This is a genomic window from Massilia phyllostachyos (assembly GCF_021044825.1).
Lineage (GTDB): Bacteria > Pseudomonadota > Gammaproteobacteria > Burkholderiales > Burkholderiaceae_D > Telluria > Telluria phyllostachyos.
In genome coordinates, this window is sequence record NZ_JAJNOC010000006.1 from 234,688 (window position 1) to 254,114 (window position 19,427).

17 protein-coding genes are annotated in these 19,427 nt (G+C 67.0%); 9 read left to right on the plus strand and 8 right to left on the minus strand.

Features of this window, described 5'->3' with window-relative positions:
- Positions 1–33 precede the first annotated feature (33 nt).
- Together leuC and leuD are read left to right on the plus strand one after the other, a co-directional pair.
- Positions 34–1,458, plus strand: coding sequence for a 3-isopropylmalate dehydratase large subunit (gene leuC / locus LQ564_RS18365; RefSeq protein ID WP_231059561.1), 1,425 nt, complete (start codon positions 34–36; stop codon positions 1,456–1,458).
- 2 nt (positions 1,459–1,460) lie between these two features.
- On the plus strand, positions 1,461–2,111 hold the full coding sequence (gene leuD, locus LQ564_RS18370) for a 3-isopropylmalate dehydratase small subunit (protein WP_231059562.1): 651 nt from the start codon (positions 1,461–1,463) through the stop codon (positions 2,109–2,111).
- Here the strand turns inward: leuD and LQ564_RS18375 are convergent.
- The 4 genes from LQ564_RS18375 to LQ564_RS18390 all read right to left on the minus strand — a co-directional run bounded on the left by LQ564_RS18375 (position 2,108) and on the right by LQ564_RS18390 (position 7,258).
- Complete coding sequence (locus LQ564_RS18375; RefSeq protein ID WP_231059563.1) at positions 2,108–3,322, minus strand: ComEC/Rec2 family competence protein; 1,215 nt, start codon at positions 3,320–3,322, stop codon at positions 2,108–2,110. The two genes, leuD and LQ564_RS18375, sit on opposite strands and share 4 nt — an antisense overlap.
- Positions 3,322–5,673, minus strand: a complete 2,352-nt coding sequence (locus LQ564_RS18380) for a TonB-dependent receptor (protein ID WP_231059564.1) — start codon at positions 5,671–5,673, stop codon at positions 3,322–3,324. The genes LQ564_RS18375 and LQ564_RS18380 overlap by 1 nt, the downstream gene beginning before the upstream one ends.
- Before the next feature lie 80 nt (positions 5,674–5,753).
- Positions 5,754–6,698 (minus strand): FecR family protein, encoded by a 945-nt coding sequence (locus LQ564_RS18385; RefSeq protein WP_231059565.1) that lies wholly within the window; start codon positions 6,696–6,698, stop codon positions 5,754–5,756.
- A gap of 2 nt (positions 6,699–6,700) precedes the next feature.
- Positions 6,701–7,258: an RNA polymerase sigma factor gene (locus tag LQ564_RS18390; RefSeq protein ID WP_231059566.1), complete on the minus strand. Its 558-nt coding sequence runs from the start codon at positions 7,256–7,258 to the stop codon at positions 6,701–6,703.
- Between the two features lie 179 nt (positions 7,259–7,437).
- On the opposite strand from LQ564_RS18390, the gene LQ564_RS18395 reads away from it, so the two are divergent.
- The 5 genes from LQ564_RS18395 to LQ564_RS18415 all read left to right on the plus strand — a co-directional run bounded on the left by LQ564_RS18395 (position 7,438) and on the right by LQ564_RS18415 (position 14,202).
- Positions 7,438–8,292 carry a CPBP family intramembrane glutamic endopeptidase gene (locus tag LQ564_RS18395; protein WP_231059567.1) on the plus strand — a complete coding sequence of 285 codons (855 nt, stop codon included), beginning with the start codon at positions 7,438–7,440 and terminating at the stop codon, positions 8,290–8,292.
- Positions 8,289–8,816: a MarR family winged helix-turn-helix transcriptional regulator gene (locus LQ564_RS18400; RefSeq protein WP_231059568.1), complete on the plus strand. Its 528-nt coding sequence runs from the start codon at positions 8,289–8,291 to the stop codon at positions 8,814–8,816. Before LQ564_RS18395 ends, LQ564_RS18400 begins: the two co-directional genes overlap by 4 nt.
- Positions 8,817–9,021: 205 nt before the next feature.
- A complete protein-coding gene (locus LQ564_RS18405; RefSeq protein WP_231059569.1) occupies positions 9,022–10,338 on the plus strand; it encodes a hypothetical protein in 1,317 nt (438 codons plus the stop codon).
- A 57-nt stretch (positions 10,339–10,395) separates the two neighbouring features.
- A complete protein-coding gene (locus tag LQ564_RS18410; RefSeq protein WP_231059570.1) occupies positions 10,396–12,573 on the plus strand; it encodes a metallophosphoesterase family protein in 2,178 nt (725 codons plus the stop codon).
- Between the two features lie 78 nt (positions 12,574–12,651).
- Positions 12,652–14,202, plus strand: coding sequence for a dienelactone hydrolase family protein (locus tag LQ564_RS18415; RefSeq protein ID WP_231059571.1), 1,551 nt, complete (start codon positions 12,652–12,654; stop codon positions 14,200–14,202).
- Between the two features lie 49 nt (positions 14,203–14,251).
- Here the strand turns inward: LQ564_RS18415 and LQ564_RS18420 are convergent, their stop codons facing one another.
- The 3 genes from LQ564_RS18420 to LQ564_RS18430 form a co-directional block, all read right to left on the minus strand.
- On the minus strand, positions 14,252–14,710 hold the full coding sequence (locus LQ564_RS18420; RefSeq protein WP_231059572.1) for a Smg family protein: 459 nt from the start codon (positions 14,708–14,710) through the stop codon (positions 14,252–14,254).
- Positions 14,711–14,927: 217 nt separating this feature from the next.
- Entirely contained in the window at positions 14,928–16,082 is a 1,155-nt protein-coding gene (gene dprA / locus LQ564_RS18425; protein WP_231059573.1) for a DNA-processing protein DprA, read from the minus strand.
- 7 nt (positions 16,083–16,089) lie between these two features.
- Positions 16,090–17,196: a LysM peptidoglycan-binding domain-containing protein gene (locus tag LQ564_RS18430; protein WP_231059574.1), complete on the minus strand. Its 1,107-nt coding sequence runs from the start codon at positions 17,194–17,196 to the stop codon at positions 16,090–16,092.
- A 264-nt stretch (positions 17,197–17,460) separates the two neighbouring features.
- On the opposite strand from LQ564_RS18430, the gene def reads away from it, so the two are divergent.
- Together def and fmt are read left to right on the plus strand one after the other, a co-directional pair.
- Positions 17,461–18,000 (plus strand): peptide deformylase, encoded by a 540-nt coding sequence (def, locus tag LQ564_RS18435; protein ID WP_231059575.1) that lies wholly within the window; start codon positions 17,461–17,463, stop codon positions 17,998–18,000.
- The gene (fmt, locus tag LQ564_RS18440; protein WP_231059576.1) at positions 18,000–18,947 is read left to right on the plus strand and encodes a methionyl-tRNA formyltransferase; all 948 of its coding nucleotides are present in this window, start codon (positions 18,000–18,002) and stop codon (positions 18,945–18,947) included. Before def ends, fmt begins: the two co-directional genes overlap by 1 nt.
- Positions 18,948–19,057: 110 nt before the next feature.
- On the opposite strand, the gene LQ564_RS18445 is transcribed toward fmt, so the two are convergent.
- Positions 19,058–19,285, minus strand: a complete 228-nt coding sequence (locus tag LQ564_RS18445; protein ID WP_231059577.1) for a BrnA antitoxin family protein — start codon at positions 19,283–19,285, stop codon at positions 19,058–19,060.
- Between the last annotated feature and the right edge of the window lie 142 nt (positions 19,286–19,427).

The following is a 19,427-nucleotide window of genomic DNA, read 5'->3' on the forward strand; positions in this document are numbered from 1 at the left end:
ATTTTTGATCAAGTTTTGTTGGAGAATCGCAGCATGGAAGCACGCACCCTGTACGACAAACTCTGGGACGAGCACCTCGTGCGGCAGGAGCCCGACGGCACCGCCCAGCTCTACATCGACCGCCACCTGCTCTACGAAGTCACCAGCCCGCAGGCCTTCGCCGGCCTGGCGCAGGAGTCTCGCGTGTTGTGGCGGCCGCAATCGAGCCTGGCGACGGTCGACCACAACGTGCCGACCAGCGGCCGTGCGCAAGGCATCGCCGATCCGCTCTCGCGCCTGCAGGTCGACACGCTGGGCGAGAACTGCCGCGCCCACGGCATCGCCCAGTTCACCCTGCAGGACCGGCGCCAGGGCATCGTGCACGTGATCGGCCCTGAACAGGGCGCGACGCTCCCCGGCATGACGGTGGTCTGCGGCGACTCGCACACCAGCACCCACGGCGCCTTCGGCGCGCTGGCCTTCGGCATCGGCACCTCGGAGGTCGAGCACGTGCTGGCGACCCAGACCCTGCTCATGAAAAAAAGCGGCAACCTGCTGGTGCGCCTGGAAGGCGCGCTGCCGCCGGGCTGCGGTCCCAAGGACGCGATCCTGCAGGTGATCCGCACCGTGGGCGCGGACGGCGGCGCCGGGATGACGGCCGAATTCGCGGGGCCGGTGGTCGCAAGCATGTCGATGGAGGGCCGTATGACGATGTGCAATATGGCGATCGAGATGGGCGCCCGCGCCGGTGTGGTGGCGGTGGACGAGACCACCCTCGCCTACCTTGCGGGACGGCCTTCGGCGCCGGTGGGTGAAGAGTGGGATGCGGCTGCTTCCTACTGGCGCACACTGGTCTCCGATGTGGGCGCCCGTTTCGACCGGGTCGTCACCATCGACTGTTCCAGCCTGCGGCCGCAGATCACCTGGGGCACCACGCCGGCGATGGGCGGCGACATCGAGTCGATCGTGCCCGACCCCGCATGCGAGATCGATGCGGGCCGCCGCGCCGCCGCGCAGCGCGCGCTCGACTACATGGATTTGACGCCTGGCCAGCGGCTCGCCGACATCGTCTTCGACCGGGTCTTCATCGGCTCCTGCACCAACAGCCGCATCGAAGACCTGCGCGAAGCGGCCGCCATCGTGCGGCGCATGGGTGGACGGGTCGCGCCGACCATCAAACAGGCGCTGGTGGTGCCGGGCTCCGGCCTGGTAAAGGAACAGGCCGAGCGCGAAGGGCTGGACGCCGTCTTCCGCGCGGCCGGCTTCGACTGGCGCGAGCCGGGCTGCTCGATGTGCCTGGCGATGAACGAGGACCGCCTCGCGCCCGGCGAGCGTTGCGCCTCGACCTCGAACCGCAACTTCGAGGGCCGCCAGGGCGCCGGCGGACGCACCCACCTGATGAGCCCAGCGATGGCCGCCGCCGCCGCGCTGGCCGGCCACGCGGTGGACGTCGCCGCGCTCGATGATTCTGGAGCCTGAACATGCCCCCCTTCACCACCTTCACCGGCATCGTCGCGCCGCTGGACCGCGACGACGTCGACACCGACGCCATCATCCCCAAGCAGTTCATGAAGTCGATCGCGCGCACCGGCTTCGGGCCGAACCTGTTCGATGCCTGGCGCTACCTCGACGTCGGCGAACCCGGCATGGACAACACGGCGCGCCCGAAGAATCCGGACTTCGTGCTGAACGACCCGCGCTATGCGGGAGCATCGATCCTGCTGGCGCGCCGCAACTTCGGCTGCGGCAGCTCGCGCGAGCACGCGCCCTGGGCGCTGCTGCAGGCCGGCTTCAAGGTCATCATTGCCAGCAGCTTCGCCGATATCTTCATGGGAAACTGCAGCAAGAACGGCATCCTCGCGATCGCGCTGGGCGACGGCGCCGTCGACGGCCTGTTCGCGCGCGCCGGCTTCGAGGCGCCGCTGTCCTTGCGCGTCGACCTGGAACAGCAGTGCGTGAGCGGGGAAGACGGCCTGCGCCTGCCCTTCGCCATCTCTCCCTTCGTGAAAGCCAACCTGCTGGCCGGGAGCGACGACATCGCCCTGAGCCTGGCGCACGCCGATGAAATAAAGGCCTTCGAGGAACGCCGGCATGCGCGCCAGCCCTGGCTGGCGCGCCCGCTGCACGTCTAAACCGATGGGCGCAGCGGTGTCGCCAGCTTGACGATGTCGCCTTCGCTGGCGTTGTCCGTCACCGCCACATAGAAGCGCTCGCCGCCCGGCGGGACCCGCACCACGACGTGCCCGTCATGGCTCAGCATGCGCCGCGCCAGGCGGCCGTTGGCCAGCAGGTTCTCGCGCATCATCGTGGTCGCCAGCACCTCGCGGGTGCCCGGATAGAGGCGCTCGCTGAACATGCGTTCCAGCTGCAGCATGTCCGGATGGGCGATGTGCCAGGACGGGATCACCCACACCTTGGGACGCAGGCTGCGCACGATGTCGCCGTCCAGGCCGTCGAACATGCCGTGGTGGTCGGCGGTGGCGACCGTCACCGGCCCCGCCGCGCGCGCCGCCGGGCCGAGCACGTCCTGCCAGGGCAAGGCGCCGTCGCTGGTGTAGCCGGTCAGGTCGCCGGCCGTGAAGTAGCCGAAGGGGCCGTAGCCGATGCGGATCGCGGCCGAGCACTGGTTCTCGTTCGGCCAGTCGGCGCGCGGCAGCGAGGCCAGGTCGGGAAAGAGCTTGCGGATGCCCTGCCCGGTCCACACCTCCCCGTTGGCGGCCACGTTGCGCACCTCGAAGGCGAACGGCGACTGGCGGTGGCCGCGCCCCGCGATCTGCTCCGCGCTGCCCACCCGGAAGCGCTCCACCGCCAGTCCCTTGCGCCGACGCGCTTCGACGAATGCCAGGTAGTCATGCACGAAAGGCGCATCGATCCGCTGCGGATAGGCGTAGTCGGGATAGCCGCGGTCGATCAGCGTGCCGATCTCGATCTGCCCGGCGACGTCGCTCACACCGTCGGTGTGGTCGGGATGCAGGTGGGTGGCGAGCAGGTAGTCGAGCCGCCGCTCCAGCCCCGCGCGCCCCAGGTGGCGGGCAAGATAGCGGCCGATCCACTCGCCGGGGCGGCGGCTGGCGTCCGGACGCGGCGCCACTGACACGTCCAGGCCATTCTGCGAGGCGCCCGCGTCGACCAGCAGGCTGCTGCCGTCGGGGAGAATCACGAAGGTCGCGTTGCCGCGGCCGGTCGCGATGTGGTGGATGTCGAGCCAGCCGGGCTGCCAGGGCGCCAGCGCCTGGCCGGGCCGATCCGGCGCGCCATCCGCGTTGCCGGCCCTCGCCAGGCGCGCCGCCGGCAGCGCCAGCAACATTGCCAGCAGTCGGCGGCGCTTCGCATGCGGCGCCATCAGAAGCGCCCCGTCAGGCTGAGACCAAAGGTGCGCGGCTCGCCCGCGTAGCGCGCGCGCACCACCTGGGTCGAGCGGGTCAGCAGATACGTGGTGTCGTTCGCGTTCTTGATCCAGGCCAGCAGGCGCCAGCTGCGGTCGGGCGACTCGACGCCGGCCGACATATTGGCCAGGCCGTAGGCCGGCAGTTGCAGGTTCGGATCGTTGGCCGCGCCGGTGTTGTAGCTATCCTTCCAGGCATAGCTGGCGGCGCCGACGAGGTGGCCGAAGGAGACCGGGTAGCTCAGGTTGGCCGCGACGCCGGCCTGGCGCCGCGGCGCGTTCGACAGCGGGTTGCCGGTGTTGTTGACGGTGGCGACGGCGAATCGGTCGTAGCGGCCGTCAAGCCAGGCGGCGCTCGCCAACAGGTCGAGCCAGCTGGCGGCCTTGTAGGCCAGTTCCACTTCGCTGCCGTCGACGCTGGCGCGGCCGGCGTTCACGATGGTGAGGATGCCGGTCAGGGTATTGTTGACCAGTTCCTGCTTGTCGCGGTACTTCATCCGGAACAGCGAAGCGTTCAGGCGCAGGCGGTTCTGCAGCCACTGCGATTTCAGGCCGAGCTCGAAGTTGTTGACGGTTTCCGGATCGAAGGGGGTGCGGAAGGCGGCGCTGCTCGACGCGTCGGCGTTGTAGCCGCCGCTGGTGAAGCCGCGGGTCGCGCTCAGGTAGGCCAGCAGGCCGGTGCGCGGCGTCCAGCCCAGCACCACGCGCGGTGTGACTTCGCTCCATTCATGCGAGAGACCCTGCACACTGAACGAGGCCGTGGGGCGCAGCTGGTCGGTGCGCACCAGCGAGGCGCGCTTGCGGTCGCGCGTGTAGCGCGCGCCCATGGTCAGGTCCAAGCGCGGCGCCAGGTGCAGCACGCCGTCGGCGAACACGGCGACGCTGCGGCTGTCGACCGTCTGCTCGGCCAGGGTCGCGCTGGTCAGCGCCCCGGTCCTGGCGGCCAGGCCGCGCGTGCCGAGCTGGCGCGCGCCGTCTTCGTCGGCGTAATACAGGCCGGCCACGAAGTCGCCGCGCGCCCAGCGCGGACTGGCGTAGCGCAGCTCCTGCGAGATGGTCCTGACCTGGTCGGCGTCGCGCGTGAGGCTCTGGCTGCCGCTGGTGAGGAAGGTGTAGCTGGCCCCGACGCCGGAATAATCCTCGCCCGATTGCGACTTGCGCCAGGCGCTGATCGAGGTCAGTTCACCGGCGGGCAGGCGCAATACCAGCTTGGCCGAGGCGCCCGAGATGATGCGCGCGAAACGCTGTTCGACGCCCAGCTCCGAGGTGCGCACGTCGCCGTCGGCGCCCAGGGTGTCGGACGAGAGCGTGCGGCCGCCGTTGCGGTCGTCGCTGTAGTCGGCGCTGATGGTGGCGTCGAGATTGGACGCCACGCGCACGAAGGCCTGGGCGCGGAAGTTCTGGCTGTCGATGTCGTCCTGCTCGGCCCCGCTCAAGCGGTCGCGCCCCAGGCCGTCGCGCCGGCGCACCGAGGTCGAGAGCTTCAGCGCGGCCCCCTCGCCCAGCGGCGCGTTGACCAGGCCGCGCAGCTGGCGCTCGCCATGGTTGCCGGCGATGACTTCGGCCTCGGCGGCGAATCCGGCGGGGTCCGGCTGGCGGGTGTTGATCACGATGGCGCCGCCGGTGACGTTGCGGCCGAACAGGGTGCCCTGCGGCCCCTTCAGGACGGCGATCGACTCGAGGTCGAACAGCTCGAAGCTGGCGGCGCTGTTGCGCGGGATGAAGACGTCGTCGACGAAGATCCCGACCGGCTTGTTGACGCCGATCTGCGAGAAGGTGTTGCTGATGCCGCGGATGGCGATGGTCGGATTGGCCTGGCTGAAGGCCGAGACCAGCAGGCCGGGCGTGAGCCGGGCCAGGTCTTGCAATCCCTGCACGCGGTGCACGTCGAGCGACTTGGCCGACAGCGCCGTCATCGCGATCGGCACCGCCTGCGCCGACTGGCTGCGCTTCTGCGCGGTCACCGTGACCGTGTTGAGTTCCGTTTCGGCGGCGGCGGCGGGGGCGCCGGCGGGCGCGTCGCGAAAGACCAGCACCGCGCCGGCGCCGTCGCGGCGCACTGACAGGCCGGTGCCCGCCAGCAGCGCTTCGAGGGCGCGCGCGGCGTCCATGGTGCCGCGGGCGCCGGGGCTGGTGCGCGCGCGCACGTCCTCGGCGCGGTAGAGCAGCTGCACGCCGGTCTGGGCCGCGTACTGATCGAGCGCGATTTTCAGTTCGCCGGCCGGAATGTCCAGGGTCGCGTTCTGGGCATGCAGCGCGCCGCAGAACAGCAGGAGGGGCAGGGCCCCGCTCAGTTTTGGAATCGCCATCGTGTGTGTATCCTTGCGTGTTGGAGGAATGGTGCTGCTTCCCTCTAAGACGCGCGGCCGCGGAAAATCCGGTATGCCGGTCAACGAGAGATGACGATATCCTTGCCGCGGCGTTCCGACTTCAAGCCGAAGCCTTGCTCCAGCAGGCGCACGAAGCCATCCACATTGGTGGGCGCGAAGCTGCCGCCGACGACAATCCGCGCCGCCGGCCCGGTGACGACGAGCCGGCGCTCGTTGTAGCGGTTGAATTCCGCGGCGGCGTCGGCGAGGCTGGCCTGGTCGAACACGATGCGCCCTTCGCGCCAGGCCATGCGCTTGTCCAGCGCGGCGGCATCGAAAGCTGAGCGCACGATGCGTCCGTCCTGCGCGAGCGCTTCCTGATTACGCGCGAGTTCGACCGAGGCGCCGCGTTCGCTGACCCTGACACGTCCCTGCTCCACCAGCACCCGCACCCGGCCGTCTTCGCGGCGCACGGTGAAACGGGTCCCCAGCACGGTGATGCGGCTGGCGCCGGCCTCGATGACGAAGGGAGACGCCGGATCGTGGGCGACGTCAAAGTAGGCTTCGCCGTCGTCGAGCCAGACGTGGCGCCCCTGCCCTTTGGCCGCGCGCAGGCGGGTGCCGGTGTTGAGCGTGACGCGCGAGCCGTCGGCCAGGGCGACGATGCGGTTCTCGCCGATGCGGGTGGCGTAGCGCTCGACGGGCTCTCCGCGCTCGCCCGTCAGGGGCGCCAGCCAGGCGCCGAGCGCCACCGCGAGCAGCACGCCGGCCGCGATCCGCCAGGTCGAAAAACGCGGCAGGGCCGCACGCGCGGCCGGTGTCACGGCGTCCTGTCCGCGCAGGCCGTCCGCTGTACGCCAGGCGGCGTGCAGGCGCAGCCAGGCGACCCGATGGCGCGTGTCGGCGCGCAGCCAGTCCTCGCGCTCGCGTTCCAGTTTGGGGTTCCAGTCCGCCGCATCCTCGCGCGCCAGCCAGCGCGCCGCCGCTTCTTCGATTGTCTCCGCAGCGCTGTTCTTGTCGTTCATTCTCATGTGCCTCGTTTGCGCAGCTTGCGTTCCAGCCTCGCGATTCCCGCGCCCAGGCCGCGGGCGAACAGTGCATCGGCGAGGCTGCGCATGCCCTTCGCGATCTGCTTTTCCACGGTGTCCTCGGCGATGCCCATCTCGGCCGCCACCTCGCGCTGCGACAGGCCGTCGACCTTGCGCAGCATGACCACTTCGCGGCAGCGCGGCGGCAGAGCCTCCAGCGCCTCGACCAGCACGCCGAGTTCGCGCCTGCCGCTCACATGGCGCTCGGGCGTGAGCTCGTCGGTCGCCAGGTCGTCGAGTTCGGCATAGGCGTCGATCGCCACCACCTGGCTCTTGCGGGCGCGGTCGATCAGCAGGTTGCGCGCGGTGGCCATCACGAAGGGCGCGGCGCGTTCGGGCAGCCCGGCGCGCGCCGCATCGTACACGCGTGCGTAGACTTCCTGCCGCAGGTCGGCCCATTCGCCGGCGTCGCGCCAGTTATGTCTGAGGTAGCGCATCAGGGCGGGCTCGACGGCGAGCACTTCGCGGATGAACCAGTCGTCCAGGTCGTTGGGCATGTCTTGCGTGGATAGACGAAGGGCGGACGAAAATCCGGTATTCGCGCAAAAAAAAGCGACGAGCTTATGCTGATCAGTGTATGTGACGTGGTAATGAACGGTTGAAAAATATTTCTTTCAAAAAAATATAAGCGCTTATAAAATTGACTTGCCGATTACTTGATCACTTAGGAGACACCATGGATAACGCCGCTATCTCGTCCGCCATGCCAGCCGCAACCGATAAAGGCATTACCCGCTTTACGCTGGTACGCATCCTGCTCGCCCTGCTCGCCGTCTGCGTGCCGGTCGGCCTGCTGCTGGTGCTCACCCAGCAGATCCCCGACAAGGCGCTGCGCGCCTATTGGCCGGCGCTGCTCGCGGCCCTGGTCAGCTATAGCGGCTATGCCTTCTACGTGCGCCGCATCGAAGCGCGCGCGCCGGCGGAACTGGGCCGGCCGTTCGTGCGCGAACTGGGCGCCGGGATGGCGCTGGGCGCGGTCCTGTTCCTGGCTGTCCTCGGCATGCTCGCAGCGACCGGCATGTATCGCTTCACCGGGACCGGCGACTGGGCGGTGCTGCTGAAATCGGCGACCGAAATGGTGTTTGTCGCGGTGGTGGAAGAGATCCTGTTCCGCGGCGTGCTGTTCCGCCTGCCCGAGCGCTCGCTGGGCAGCTGGACCGCGCTCGCCGTATCTGGTGTAATCTTCGCGCTGGCCCACATCCCGAACGAGAACGTGACATTCATCGCCGTCGCCAACACCGCCGTCGCCGGCCTGCTGTTCGCCGCCGCCTACCTCGCCACGCGCCGCCTGTGGCTGCCGATCGGCATGCACTTCGCCTGGAATTTCGTCTCCGATGGCTTGTTCTCGCTGCCGACCTCGGGCCACCCGGCGCGCGGCCTGCTGCAGGGCGGGCTGACCGGCCCGGAATGGCTGACCGGCGGCGCCTACGGCCTGGAAGCCTCGCTGCTCACCTTCATCGTGATGGGCATCGCGACCGTCCTGCTGCTGCGCCGTGCGCTCCGCGCCGGCCATATCCTGCCGCGTCCATGACTCAGTTGAAGCCGGGACTGGGCACCCAATTGCGCCACCTGATCGAACTGCTCGACGGCGCGGTCGAAGCGTCCTACGTGGAAGCGGGGCTCAACTACCGGCCGCGCTACACGCCCGTGATGCGCGCGCTGTCGACCGTCGATGCGCTCACCATCGGCGAGATCGCCGCGCAGGCCGGCATCACCCAGCCGGCCGCGACGCAGACCGTGGCGGTGATGGTGAAGGAAGGCTTGCTCGTCACCTCCGCCGGCAAGCAGGACGGGCGCCAGAAGATGGTGCGGCTGAGCGATGCGGGACGGGAGATGCTGCCGCGCCTGCAGCAGTGCTGGAAGGCGACGGCCCTCGCCGCGGCGGGCCTCGATGCGCAGCTGCCCTACCCGCTGTCGCAGACGCTGGCCAATGCGATCGCGGCGCTGCAGGAAGAATCGTTCGGTGAACGCATCCGGACCGCGCGCGTGAAGCTCACGCAGGACGCCGGCGTTTACGAGCCGGAACCGGCAAGACAATCGGAGGAAGACAGATGATCAAGCTCTATCGGTTCTCGCAAGCCTTGAAAGAACACTGGGAAACCTGGGAGGACGGCGACGGGAACCATACGGTGCACTAGGGCGTGCGTCTACGTTGGAGTAGCCTGGCAGCCGTCGCGGAAGGCAGGTGACTTTCCGCGTACATGATGCCTCGCGCGCAGTGCTAGAGTAGCGGAATATCCAGCGCAGCGAGCACCGCACCATGGCCATCCACCTTCTTCGCAAGCACCTCGGCAGGAGCAGCCTGCTCCTGTCATGCCTCGCGTCCATCGCGCCGGCCTCGGCCACCGAGCCGCTGCACGACCAGATCGTCGTCGGGAGTCTCAGCGGCCATATCTTCCCGTCCGAATGCTGCTGGATGCCGCTGCCGCCATCCGACAAGCTCGCTGCGATGAAGCGTGCGGAATTCCCCGGCTGTTCGGCCATCGGCGGGCCGGTCGGCGTGTTCGAGTACCGGGACCGCAAGCTATGGCTCACGAGCCTGTACAAGTGCAGCGGCGCCTTCGATCATCGTCAGGTCTATCCGGCGCTCGCGAGTCCGGCGTTCGCGGACTGGCTATCCGGCAGCTATACGCTGGCCCTCGGCCCCTGCGGCCACGATCCACGCCTGGGCAGGCAGGCTTACGCGCACAAGCAGAAGATCACCGTCGTCAACGGTGTGGTGACCGCCATGAGCCAACAGGACGACGACGGCGCATTCTGCGCGGCGCAAGACCGGAAAAAGGAGAGCCATATCATGCGCGAACATCATGCGCGCTACGACAAAGTGATCGCGCTCCATGAAGCCGGACGCTACGCCGAAGCGCTGGCCCTGATCGAGCAGCAGCTCGCCGAGATCGAGCGCGAAGCCGCGCCCGACAGGTCGCGCTATTTCATGCCGATGTTTCAGTTGAAGCTCCTGCTCGACGTGTATCCGCCGGCGCGCGCGGCGATGATGGCGCTGCGCGACGCGCAAGCCGCGCGGCTGCTGGCAGGCGAGCGGTTCACCGGCGCCGATCCGGCGCCGGTGAAGGACACCTTCCAGCGCACCGACCGCTATTCGCTCGTGGTCGGCATGAACAACGATCTTGGCGATGCGCGCTCGACCTACGACATCTTCCGCCAGCTGGCGGCGCGGCAGCCCGAGCTGGCCGGTTCCCATGCGTGGCAGGCCCTGGAAGCCATGATCGCGGTCGGCGACTTCGCGCTGGCGGACCGCTATCGGCGCCCGCCGCTGGACCAGCTTCCCAACGTCAACGCCACCGCGCGCGACTTGCCGCTGTTTCCGCGGCCGCGCCAGGCGCCGCGCCTGTCGGCTGATCTGAGCAGTCTGGTCAAGGACGTCCGCATCGGCATGGCAGTGCTGCGCGGCCTGGGCGACCCTGCCGGCGCGGATGCCCTGCGCGCGGCGCTGCTGGACGGTCTCGTCTCCGACGAGCTGAAAGAGTTTGCACGCCGCGAGCTCGATGAGCCGGGCGCGATCGGGCGTGAGGTCGTCGCACGCCAGATGGCCGAAGAGGATAGGCAGCGGGCATTGTAATCATCCGGTCATGCAAGAGTGCCACCATCCCGGCACTTTTCAACGACCGGAGTTTGCATGTCTCGTTTCCTCCTCTCGTGCGCCAGCCTTGCGACGCTGGCCCTGCTGTCCGCCTGCGGCAGCGATGACCACGACGCGCCCGCCCAGACCACGCCGCCGCCCGTCCAGACTACGCCGCCTCCACCGGCGACCGCCGCCAACACCAGCGTCGCCTTCATGTCCGACGTCCACTTCCATAACGTCTACGGCGACTTCAAGAGCAGCCAGTTCGCCGGCATCCCGACCAAGGACGGCAAGAACGCGACCATCCGCACGATGTACGCGCAGCTGACCTCGACCCGCCTGTTCAACGAAAACTACTTCGCCTTCCGCGCCGCGCTCGACGACGCCTACGCCAAGGGCATCCGCCACGTCGCCTTCCCCGGCGACTACTCGGACGACGCGCAGCCGATGAACATCGACGGCATCGCCGAGGTCCTGAAGGAATACCAGGCCAAGGGCATGCGCTTCTTCCTGGCGCCGGGCAACCACGATCCGAACGAGCCCTTCGACGACCAGGAAGCCGGCAAGAACGACTTCCTCACCAAGGACGGCAAGGAGCAGAAGGTGTACGCGACCTCGAACGCCGCCTGCGTCGCCAAGGACCCGACCGTGGTCTGCACCGACCAGCTAATGGAGCAGGGCTATGAAAAGCTGATGGCCAAGCTGGGCGACTTCGGCTTCAATCCGAACAAGGCCGACCTGCACTGGGAGACCCCGTTCAGCAAGTACACCGGCAACAAGTACAGCTATGAAGAAGCGGCGGCGCAATCGGCTGTCGCCAAGCGCGAATACGAGATCTGCGCCGAAGGTTCGGGCGGCAGCTACAAGGCCGCGGGCGAAGCGAAGCTCGGCAAGGCCTACACGAAATGCGCCAACGCGGTCGACGCCAGCTACCTGGTCGAACCCGTGAAAGGCCTGTGGCTGCTGGCGATCGACGCCAACGTGTTCGTGCCGAACGCGAAGTTCGATCCGAACAATCCGAAGAAATTCAGCGGCTACGACGGCGCCGGCAACGCGGGCTGGAACAAGGTGCTGACCCACAAGATGCACCTGATCGACTGGATCAAGTCGGTCAGCGCGCGCGCCAAGGCCGAGGGCAAGCAGCTGATGGCCTACTCGCACTACCCGACCATGGACTTCTACGCCAACCAGACCGACGCCATGAAGGCGGCCTTCAAGCCGGGCGCCTTCCAGACCGCGCGCGTGCCGGATGCCGCCACCGCGGCCGGCGTCGCGGCCACGGGCCTGCGCTGGCACGTGGGCGGCCACATGCACTTCAACGGCACCAACGACTACGCCGATGCCGCCGGCAACTACCTGGTCAACGTGCAGTCGCCGTCGCTGGCGGTGTATGGCGCTGCCTACAAGATCATCAGCTACAAGGACCTCGACACGGTCGACGTGCAGACCGTGTCGCTGAACTCGGTCTCGCGCTTCAACGAGCTGTTCCCCTACTACCAGGTCGAGAACGACTACCTGAAGGGCAGCACCGTGGCCTCCGACGTCGCCAAGCGCTGGGACAACGGCATCCTCGGCAGCCTGTCGTACGGCGAATTCACCCGCACCTATTTCGGCGAGTTGTCGCGCCTGCGCTTCATGGACGAATACTGGCCATGCGAGATGAAGGAAGCGGCGATGAACCTGAATGGCAAGCAGATGCTGATCCTGTCGCAGCTGAGTACCCGCGTCACGCTGGCCCAGCTGAAGGACAACGCGAGCGTCGTACCGCTCACCGCGAACTGCGCCGCCACCGTGACGGCGACCGGCATGCCGGTCGCGGCCAGCCAGCTGACCGCCGACTGGGCAGACGCGACCGCACGCGCCGAGAAGCTGGCGGCAAGCGCCGGCCTGACCCTGGACTCGTTCGCGAAGATCACCCCGTACGACTTCTACGGCGACTTCCACCGCACCGTCTATGCCGGCGAACTGGCCCTGCGCGACATGGGCACCGAGCGCGTCAGCCAGTACAAGGTCCTGATGGCGGCCTTCCCGGCTACCACCACGGCGCCAGGCATGGTCGGCGACAAGCCATCGAACCAGAACCCGGTGAACGTCGGCTTCCAGCACCAGTTCAAGCAGGTGTTCGCGATCTTCAAGGGCCTCGGTTCGGGCAAACCGAGCGACCGCTTCACGATCGACCTGAAGGGCAAGAAGATCAACAACGCCAACAGCAGCAGCTTGAGCTTCAACTGAAACCTGCGTGACAATTCCTGAGATTTCGGGGCGCTTGCGGCGGGTACACTGGCACCCCTCGCAACCGCCCCGGATCTCATGAAGCAGCTCCTGATCGCCCTGTTGTTCTGCGCCGTCCTGCCGGCGCAGGCTTCCGATGAATTCACCTTCTCGAACCAGCCCGGCCGCCATGGCGTCGGGCTCAAGGTCGTGCAGCAGTACGACTACACGCGCCAGTACAAGACCCGCGTCGACATGCGCACGGGCGAGCCGGCCTCCGGCGAACGCGCGCGTCCGATGCAGGCCCTCATCTGGTATCCGGCGGCGCGCGGCGGCAAGCCGGTGACCTACCGCGACTACCTGGCGACCATCCCGACCGAGGACGACTTCACGCTCAATGCGGACGCGGTGAAGCGCCAGCTCGAGGCGCGCATCGAGGGTCACTTCGGCAATCGGCGCGACGCCGTGCTGCGCGAATTCGCCAAGCCGATGCTGGCGGTACGCGATGCGAAACCGCATCTTCCTGACGGCCGCAATTACCCGGTCGTGATCTACGCGCCGAGCTTCTCGGCCTACGGCATGGAGAACAGCGACCTGTGCGAGCTGCTGGCCAGCCACGGCTACGTGGTGCTGGCCAGCGCCTCGATGGGCGCGCATACCCGCTCGATGACCTCGGACCTCGAAGGCCTGGAAACCCAGGTCGCCGACATCGCCTGGCTGATCGGCCACGCGCGCACCCTGCCCGGCGCCGACACCGAGCGGGTGGCGGTGGTGGGCTTCAGCTGGGGCGGTTTGTCGAACGTGCTGGCCGCGGCGAAGGACGACCGCATCAAGGCCATCGTCAGCCTGGACGGCTCGGTGCGCGGCACGCGCGAATTCGTCGACGGCGGCAAGGACGCGGCGCAGTACGTGACGCCCAGCAGGGTCGCGATCCCGATGCTGTTCGTGGGCCGCCGCCCGCCCACGATCGAAGAGCTGAACCGCTCGGAAGTCGACACCCGCTTCTCCTTCCTGAACACGCTGCGCTACTCGGACCTCTACATCTCGGTCATGCTGCCGATGAAGCACATGGACTTCTCGTCCTACAGCGTGCGCGTGGGACGCGAAGGCAGCTTCGGCGACTACACGCGTTCGGAGATCGCGCTCGCGCACAGCTGGGCCGCGCGCTACACGCTGCGCTTCCTCGATGCCTATATCAAAGGGGACGCCGCCAGCCTCGCCTTCCTGAACAATACTCCGGCCGCGAACGGCGCGCCGCCGCACACCATGCTGACCGACGTGCGCCGCAATGGCGGCAAGGCGCCGCCGACCCTCGAGCATTTTGTGGCACGTCTCAAGGCGGAAGGCTTCGAGCGCGCCATCCCGCTGCACCAGGACTTCATCGCGCAGGGCGCAGGCTTCAAGCTGGGGCCGGACGAGATCCATGGCTGGGGCTCCGACCTCGACATGCTGGAACGCTATGCTGAAGCACGCGAGATCTTCCGCCTCGGCGTCCACCTGCACCCGAACCAGCCCTTCCTGCTCGAATGCCTGGCCGAGATGCAGGCGAAGTCCGGGCAGACGGCGGAGGCGCTGCGCAGCTACCGGCGCGTGCTCGAACTCAACCCACAACATGCGGCGGCGGCAGCCTTCGTGAAGCAGCAGGGCTGAAATGCAAACGGGGCCTTGCGGCCCCGTCGGTATTCAATGATGCGTGTGTTCAGTGCAGCAGGCGCGGTTCCTGGTCGTCGTCGTCGCCGAACAGGTCGTCGAACATGAGCGCATCGGGCTCCTTGCCCTGGCTCCACAGGACCATCAGCACGATGATCTTGAGCTTGCCCAGCGCGACTGGCGATTCGTCGCAGGCCAGCGCGCGTTCGACCACGATCTCGCGCTGCGTGGGGCTGAGCACCTTGGCGCTTTCGAGGAACTGGATGAAGCCGATCGCGGCGCTGCCCAGCTCGATGTACTCCTCATCCACGTAATAGCGCATGCTGGTGGAGGCATCGATTGCATCGGAAACTGCCGCTTCGGTCAGCCCGGTCAGCCAGTCGAGCGCCTCGGAGATCTCGATATCATCGAAACCGACGGCGGACAGCTTGCGTGCCAGGGCTGCCGGCTCGGGGCAGGCGTCAGGACGATAGTACGTCTCGTAGAGGTAGACCAGGATGTCGAACATAGTGACGCTACTGTAGCAGTTAAGCTCGTCGCGGCACAAGTCTGGCACGCACGTACGCACGCCGTGCGCGGATTTCGTTGTATCGCGGCCTTATCCGTTCATTCAGTTTTCTCGATTTCCAATGAAATCAAGACCATACGTTTCATTAGATCATCTCAATCAGGAAATTCTTTTTCGCACCATCCCATGCAAGCGGCATGTGCAAAGCATACGCATGCTACGCGCCTTCACGCGGCACGCACCACGCGCTGCACGCGGCACGCACCACGCGCTGCACGCGGCCGCCGGGCAGGCGCTCGATCAGGCCGGCCAGTTCCAGCGCCAGCAGTTCGCCGGCCAGCGCTGCCGCATCGCCGTCGAGGCGTTCCAGCAAGGCATCCGGTTCGACCGGGTCGTGCCCGAGCGCCGCGAGCAGCGGGCTGTCCGGTTCGAGCACGGGCGGCGCGGCCTGCCGCACCAGGGGCGACACGCGCATCGCGTCCAGCACTTCGTCCACCGTCTCGACCAGGCGCGCACCTTCGCGTATCAATTGATGGCAGCCCTTGGCCAAGGCGGAATGGATCGAGCCGGGCAAGGCGAACACTTCCCTGCCCTGTTCGGCCGCCATCTGCGCCGTGATCAGGGAGCCCGATTGCGCCGCCGCTTCGATCACCAGCACGCCCGCTGTTATGCCGCTGATGATGCGGTTGCGGCGCGGGAAGTTGTTGGCCACCGGCGGCGTGCCGAGCGAATATTCGCTGACGATGCAGCCTTGCTCCGCGATGCGGTGCGCGAGCGCGCGGTTGCGCGCCGGGTAGACGCGGTCGATGCCGGTGCCGATGACGGCGATGGTGGAACCCGCGCCTTGCAAGGCGCCTTCGTGCGCCGCGGTATCGATGCCGAGCGCCATGCCGGACACCACGCACAGCCCCGCTTCCGACAAGGCGCGCGCAAAATTCTCGGCATTGGCGCGGCCCTGCGTGCTGGCGTTGCGGCTGCCGACCACGGCGACCAGCGATTGCTGCAGCCGTTCGCGCTGCCCATTTATATAGAGCAGCAGCGGCGGATCGGGAATGTGGCGCAGCGACTCCGGATAATCGGCGTCGTGCAGCGTGAGGATGTGGTGTGAAGGCTGGGACAGCCAGTCGAGCGTCTGCTCGACCAGGCGCGCGATCTCGACGGACGGCGGTGCGGACAGCGCCGCGGCGACGCCGGCCGGCACGTGGGCCGCGAGCGCCGCGCGGCCGGCGCGCAGGATGGATGCCGGCGAACCAAAACGTTCAAGCAAGAGCTGTGCGGTCCGGCACCCCACGCCCGGCGCCTCGGCGAGGCGGATCCAGTCGGCGAGGAGATCAGCATGACCGTCTGGCGGGATGGGGTCCGTGTCGTGCACGGCGGTGTTACTCCGTAATGGGCTCCGGCGAACGCGCCACGTCGCCGACTTCCACCGGCGCCGTGACTTGCATGATCAAGCCGTAGGAGACTTTGTCGAACACGCGGAAAATGAACAGGCTGCCATATTGCTCGTCGGGCAGCTTGATTCGCTGGCGGCTGCGGAACATGCCCCGCGCTGCCGGGTCCGCAACCTTCTTCCCGAGATGATAAAGCTCCAGCACGGAGCCGACATCGAGTCCGTCAAGCGAACCCCGGTTGACAGTCACGACCTGGCTCTGTCCGGCGTGCGTCACGCCCGAATAGATCGACATCACGCGCGCATCGATCGTCCCTTCCGGCGCATGCGGCATGTAGTTGCGCACGGGCGGCGGCGGCAGCGGCACCAGCAAATCGCCGACGCCGATTTCCTGCTTGGTCTCGGTGACGCGGAAGGCATGCGCATCGACGCCGGGCTTGGCCTCGATGTCCAGGCTGACGCTGCCGACATAGGTCGCTTCGTGCGCCAGCACCTTGCGGGTCACCGGGTCGCGCAGCGCGCTGGCCGGACGGAACACCTGGAAACTGCGCACGCCATTCAGGCGGCCCACGACATAGACGCGGTCGCCGCTGCCGAGGTAGACGCGGCCTTCCTGCGAGGCCACGATACGCGGCGCGCGCGCCATGACGCCGGGCTCGACGATCAGCGGCTGGGTCAGGTAGGGCTCGATCTGGCCGGCCGGGATCGCCTGGATGGCGTCGCGGTCGAGCGATTCGGTGCGCAGTTGCGGCGATAATTTGATCAGCGGCAGGTTGGAACCATCGCTGCCATCGCTGCCGGGGCGGTTCAGCGACAGGCGGCCGCGCGCGCGGTCGAAATAGATGATCTGGCCCGGATAGATCCAGTGCGGATTGCGGATCTCGTCGCGGTTCATGCCCCAGACTTGCGGCCAGCACCAGGGGTTCTGCAAGAAGGTGCCGGAAATATCCCAGAGGGTATCGCCCTTGACCACGACGTGCTGGTCGGGGGCGTTCGGGCGGAATGTGCACGTTGCGGCCGCGGCGGGGCCGGCCGCGGCGAGCGCCAGGAGCGCCGCGGCAGCAGCACGGCTCACGACTGTGCTAAAATTTTTCATTGAGACGTCCGTTATTGCGTCGTTTTGCGTGATGGACCGGCATGGCCGGCCGATTCGCTGACAGTGCGTCGTCGCGTTCCGAGTGATTCGGAGCACGAAGAATCGCTTCCTGATCGACAAAGGTTGCCGTACTGAATCAAATTCTGCACACAAATCCCCGAAACAGCAAGACAAACCGCGTCCCGGCAGGGCCGGCGAGTGTTGCATTTCCGTTCGTGCATGAATCCCTTATTGAACTGTTATTACCCCTGAATCCGTCCTGATATGGCCTTACTGAAGATCCTCCGCTATCCCGATCCGCGCCTGCACAAGGTCGCCAAGCCGGTCACCGAATTCGGCACCGAGCGCCTGCGCAAGCTGGTCGCGGACATGGCCGACACGATGTATGACGCTCCCGGCGTGGGCCTGGCCGCGACCCAGGTCGACGTGCACGAGCGCGTCATCACGATCGATGTGTCCGAGACCAGCGACCAGCTGCTGGTGCTGGTGAACCCGGAAATCACCTGGGCCAGCGACGAGAAGCAGGTCTACGACGAAGGCTGCCTGTCGGTGCCCGGCATCTACGACGGCGTCGAACGCCCGGCGCGCGTCAAGGTCAAGGCCCATGACGTCGAGGGCAAGGAATTCGAATTCGACGCCGACGGCTTGCTGGCCGTGTGCGTGCAGCACGAGATGGACCACCTGATGGGCAAGGTCTTCGTCGAATACCTGTCGCCGCTCAAGCGCAACCGCATCAAGGCCAAGCTGCAGAAGGAAGAGCGCGGCATGGAACGCGACGCCGCCCAGCGCAGCGCGCGCCGTTGATGAAGGTCGTTTTCGCGGGTACGCCCGAATTTGCGGCGGTCGCCCTGCGCGCCCTGCACGAGGCCGGCTTCGAGATTCCCCTGGTGCTGACCCAGCCGGACCGTCCGGCCGGGCGCGGCATGCAGCTGCAGGCCAGCGCCGTGAAACAGTATGCGCTGGCGCATGGCATGGAAGTGGCGCAGCCGCTGTCCCTGCGCATGGACGCCAAGGATCCGCAGCGCGCCGAGGAAGCGCGCGCCGCCCACGAACGCCTGCTGGGCCTCGACTACGACGTGATGGTGGTGGCGGCCTATGGCCTGATCCTGCCGCGCAGCACCCTCGACATCAAGCCTTGCATCAATATCCACGGTTCCCTGCTGCCACGCTGGCGCGGGGCGGCGCCGATCCATCGCGCGATCGAAACCGGCGACGTGGAAACCGGCGTGACCATCATGGGCATGGAAGAAGGGCTCGATACCGGGCCGATGATGCTGATGGAGCGTGTCGCGATTCATGATACCGACACCACCGGCAGCCTGCACGACAAGCTGGCCGCGCTCGGTGGCCGGATGATCGTCGCCGCGCTGCGCAAGATGGAGCAAGGGCAGCTGGACAGCGTGCCGCAGCCGGAAGAAGGCGTGACCTATGCGGCCAAGATTGCCAAGGAAGAAGCCAAGCTCGATTTCAGTCTCCCGGCCGAGGTGCTGTGGCGCCGGGTGCGGGCGTTCAATCCCTTCCCAGGGGCGCAGGGACTGGTGGATGGCGTGACGGTCAAGCTGTGGAATGCGGAGCTGGTGGCCGGCCAGGGTGCGCCGGGCCAGTTGCTGGCGGCCGATGCTGGCGGCATCGTGGTCGCCTGCGGTGAAGGCGCCTTGCGCCTGCTGGAGTTGCAGAAGCCGGGTGGCAAGCGCCTGCCTGCCGCCGAATTCCTCAAAAGCTTCCCTCTCAGTGGGAAGACTTTCTCGTAACGCTGGAATCCACGGTTTTCCCAGGACGGTCGGCAGAGCCGACCACCCTGCGACATCCACATCGACATCGCACGCCCAAAAGAAAATCGGGGCATTGCCCCGATATATACTTACTCCGCCTTGGCGGCGCGCTGCGCTTCCATATACTCGCGCAGCACCTGGTTGATACGGGTCTGGTAACCCGGGCCAGCCGACTTGAACCACTCCAGCATGTCCACGTCCAGGCGGATCGTGACGATTTGCTTCACGCCGTTGATCGTCTGCGGCTTCACGGCGACTGCCGATTCCTCGATGCGGTTCACCGGTTGATCCCAATCCGGTACATATTCTTTGTTCATGCAATCATCCCGTTAAAAACTTCGCCAGCGTTGTGGCGATGGGGTAATTGTCGTCCGTGTATGTAACGTAAAGATTGCGATTCGGGCGGGTTTTGTAACGTCATGTATCAGTTTGCGATTTCCATACATAACGATACATACA

Coding starts and splice junctions, on each gene's coding strand:
- leuC (WP_231059561.1), top strand. CDS start 34: ATGGAAGCACGCACCCTGTACGACAAACTCTGGGACGAGCACCTCGTG.
- leuD (WP_231059562.1), top strand. CDS start 1,461: ATGCCCCCCTTCACCACCTTCACCGGCATCGTCGCGCCGCTGGACCGC.
- LQ564_RS18375 (WP_231059563.1), bottom strand. CDS start 3,322: ATGGCGCCGCATGCGAAGCGCCGCCGACTGCTGGCAATGTTGCTGGCG.
- LQ564_RS18380 (WP_231059564.1), bottom strand. CDS start 5,673: ATGGCGATTCCAAAACTGAGCGGGGCCCTGCCCCTCCTGCTGTTCTGC.
- LQ564_RS18385 (WP_231059565.1), bottom strand. CDS start 6,698: ATGAACGACAAGAACAGCGCTGCGGAGACAATCGAAGAAGCGGCGGCG.
- LQ564_RS18390 (WP_231059566.1), bottom strand. CDS start 7,258: ATGCCCAACGACCTGGACGACTGGTTCATCCGCGAAGTGCTCGCCGTC.
- LQ564_RS18395 (WP_231059567.1), top strand. CDS start 7,438: ATGGATAACGCCGCTATCTCGTCCGCCATGCCAGCCGCAACCGATAAA.
- LQ564_RS18400 (WP_231059568.1), top strand. CDS start 8,289: ATGACTCAGTTGAAGCCGGGACTGGGCACCCAATTGCGCCACCTGATC.
- LQ564_RS18405 (WP_231059569.1), top strand. CDS start 9,022: ATGGCCATCCACCTTCTTCGCAAGCACCTCGGCAGGAGCAGCCTGCTC.
- LQ564_RS18410 (WP_231059570.1), top strand. CDS start 10,396: ATGTCTCGTTTCCTCCTCTCGTGCGCCAGCCTTGCGACGCTGGCCCTG.
- LQ564_RS18415 (WP_231059571.1), top strand. CDS start 12,652: ATGAAGCAGCTCCTGATCGCCCTGTTGTTCTGCGCCGTCCTGCCGGCG.
- LQ564_RS18420 (WP_231059572.1), bottom strand. CDS start 14,710: ATGTTCGACATCCTGGTCTACCTCTACGAGACGTACTATCGTCCTGAC.
- LQ564_RS18430 (WP_231059574.1), bottom strand. CDS start 17,196: ATGAAAAATTTTAGCACAGTCGTGAGCCGTGCTGCTGCCGCGGCGCTC.
- def (WP_231059575.1), top strand. CDS start 17,461: ATGGCCTTACTGAAGATCCTCCGCTATCCCGATCCGCGCCTGCACAAG.
- fmt (WP_231059576.1), top strand. CDS start 18,000: ATGAAGGTCGTTTTCGCGGGTACGCCCGAATTTGCGGCGGTCGCCCTG.
- LQ564_RS18445 (WP_231059577.1), bottom strand. CDS start 19,285: ATGAACAAAGAATATGTACCGGATTGGGATCAACCGGTGAACCGCATC.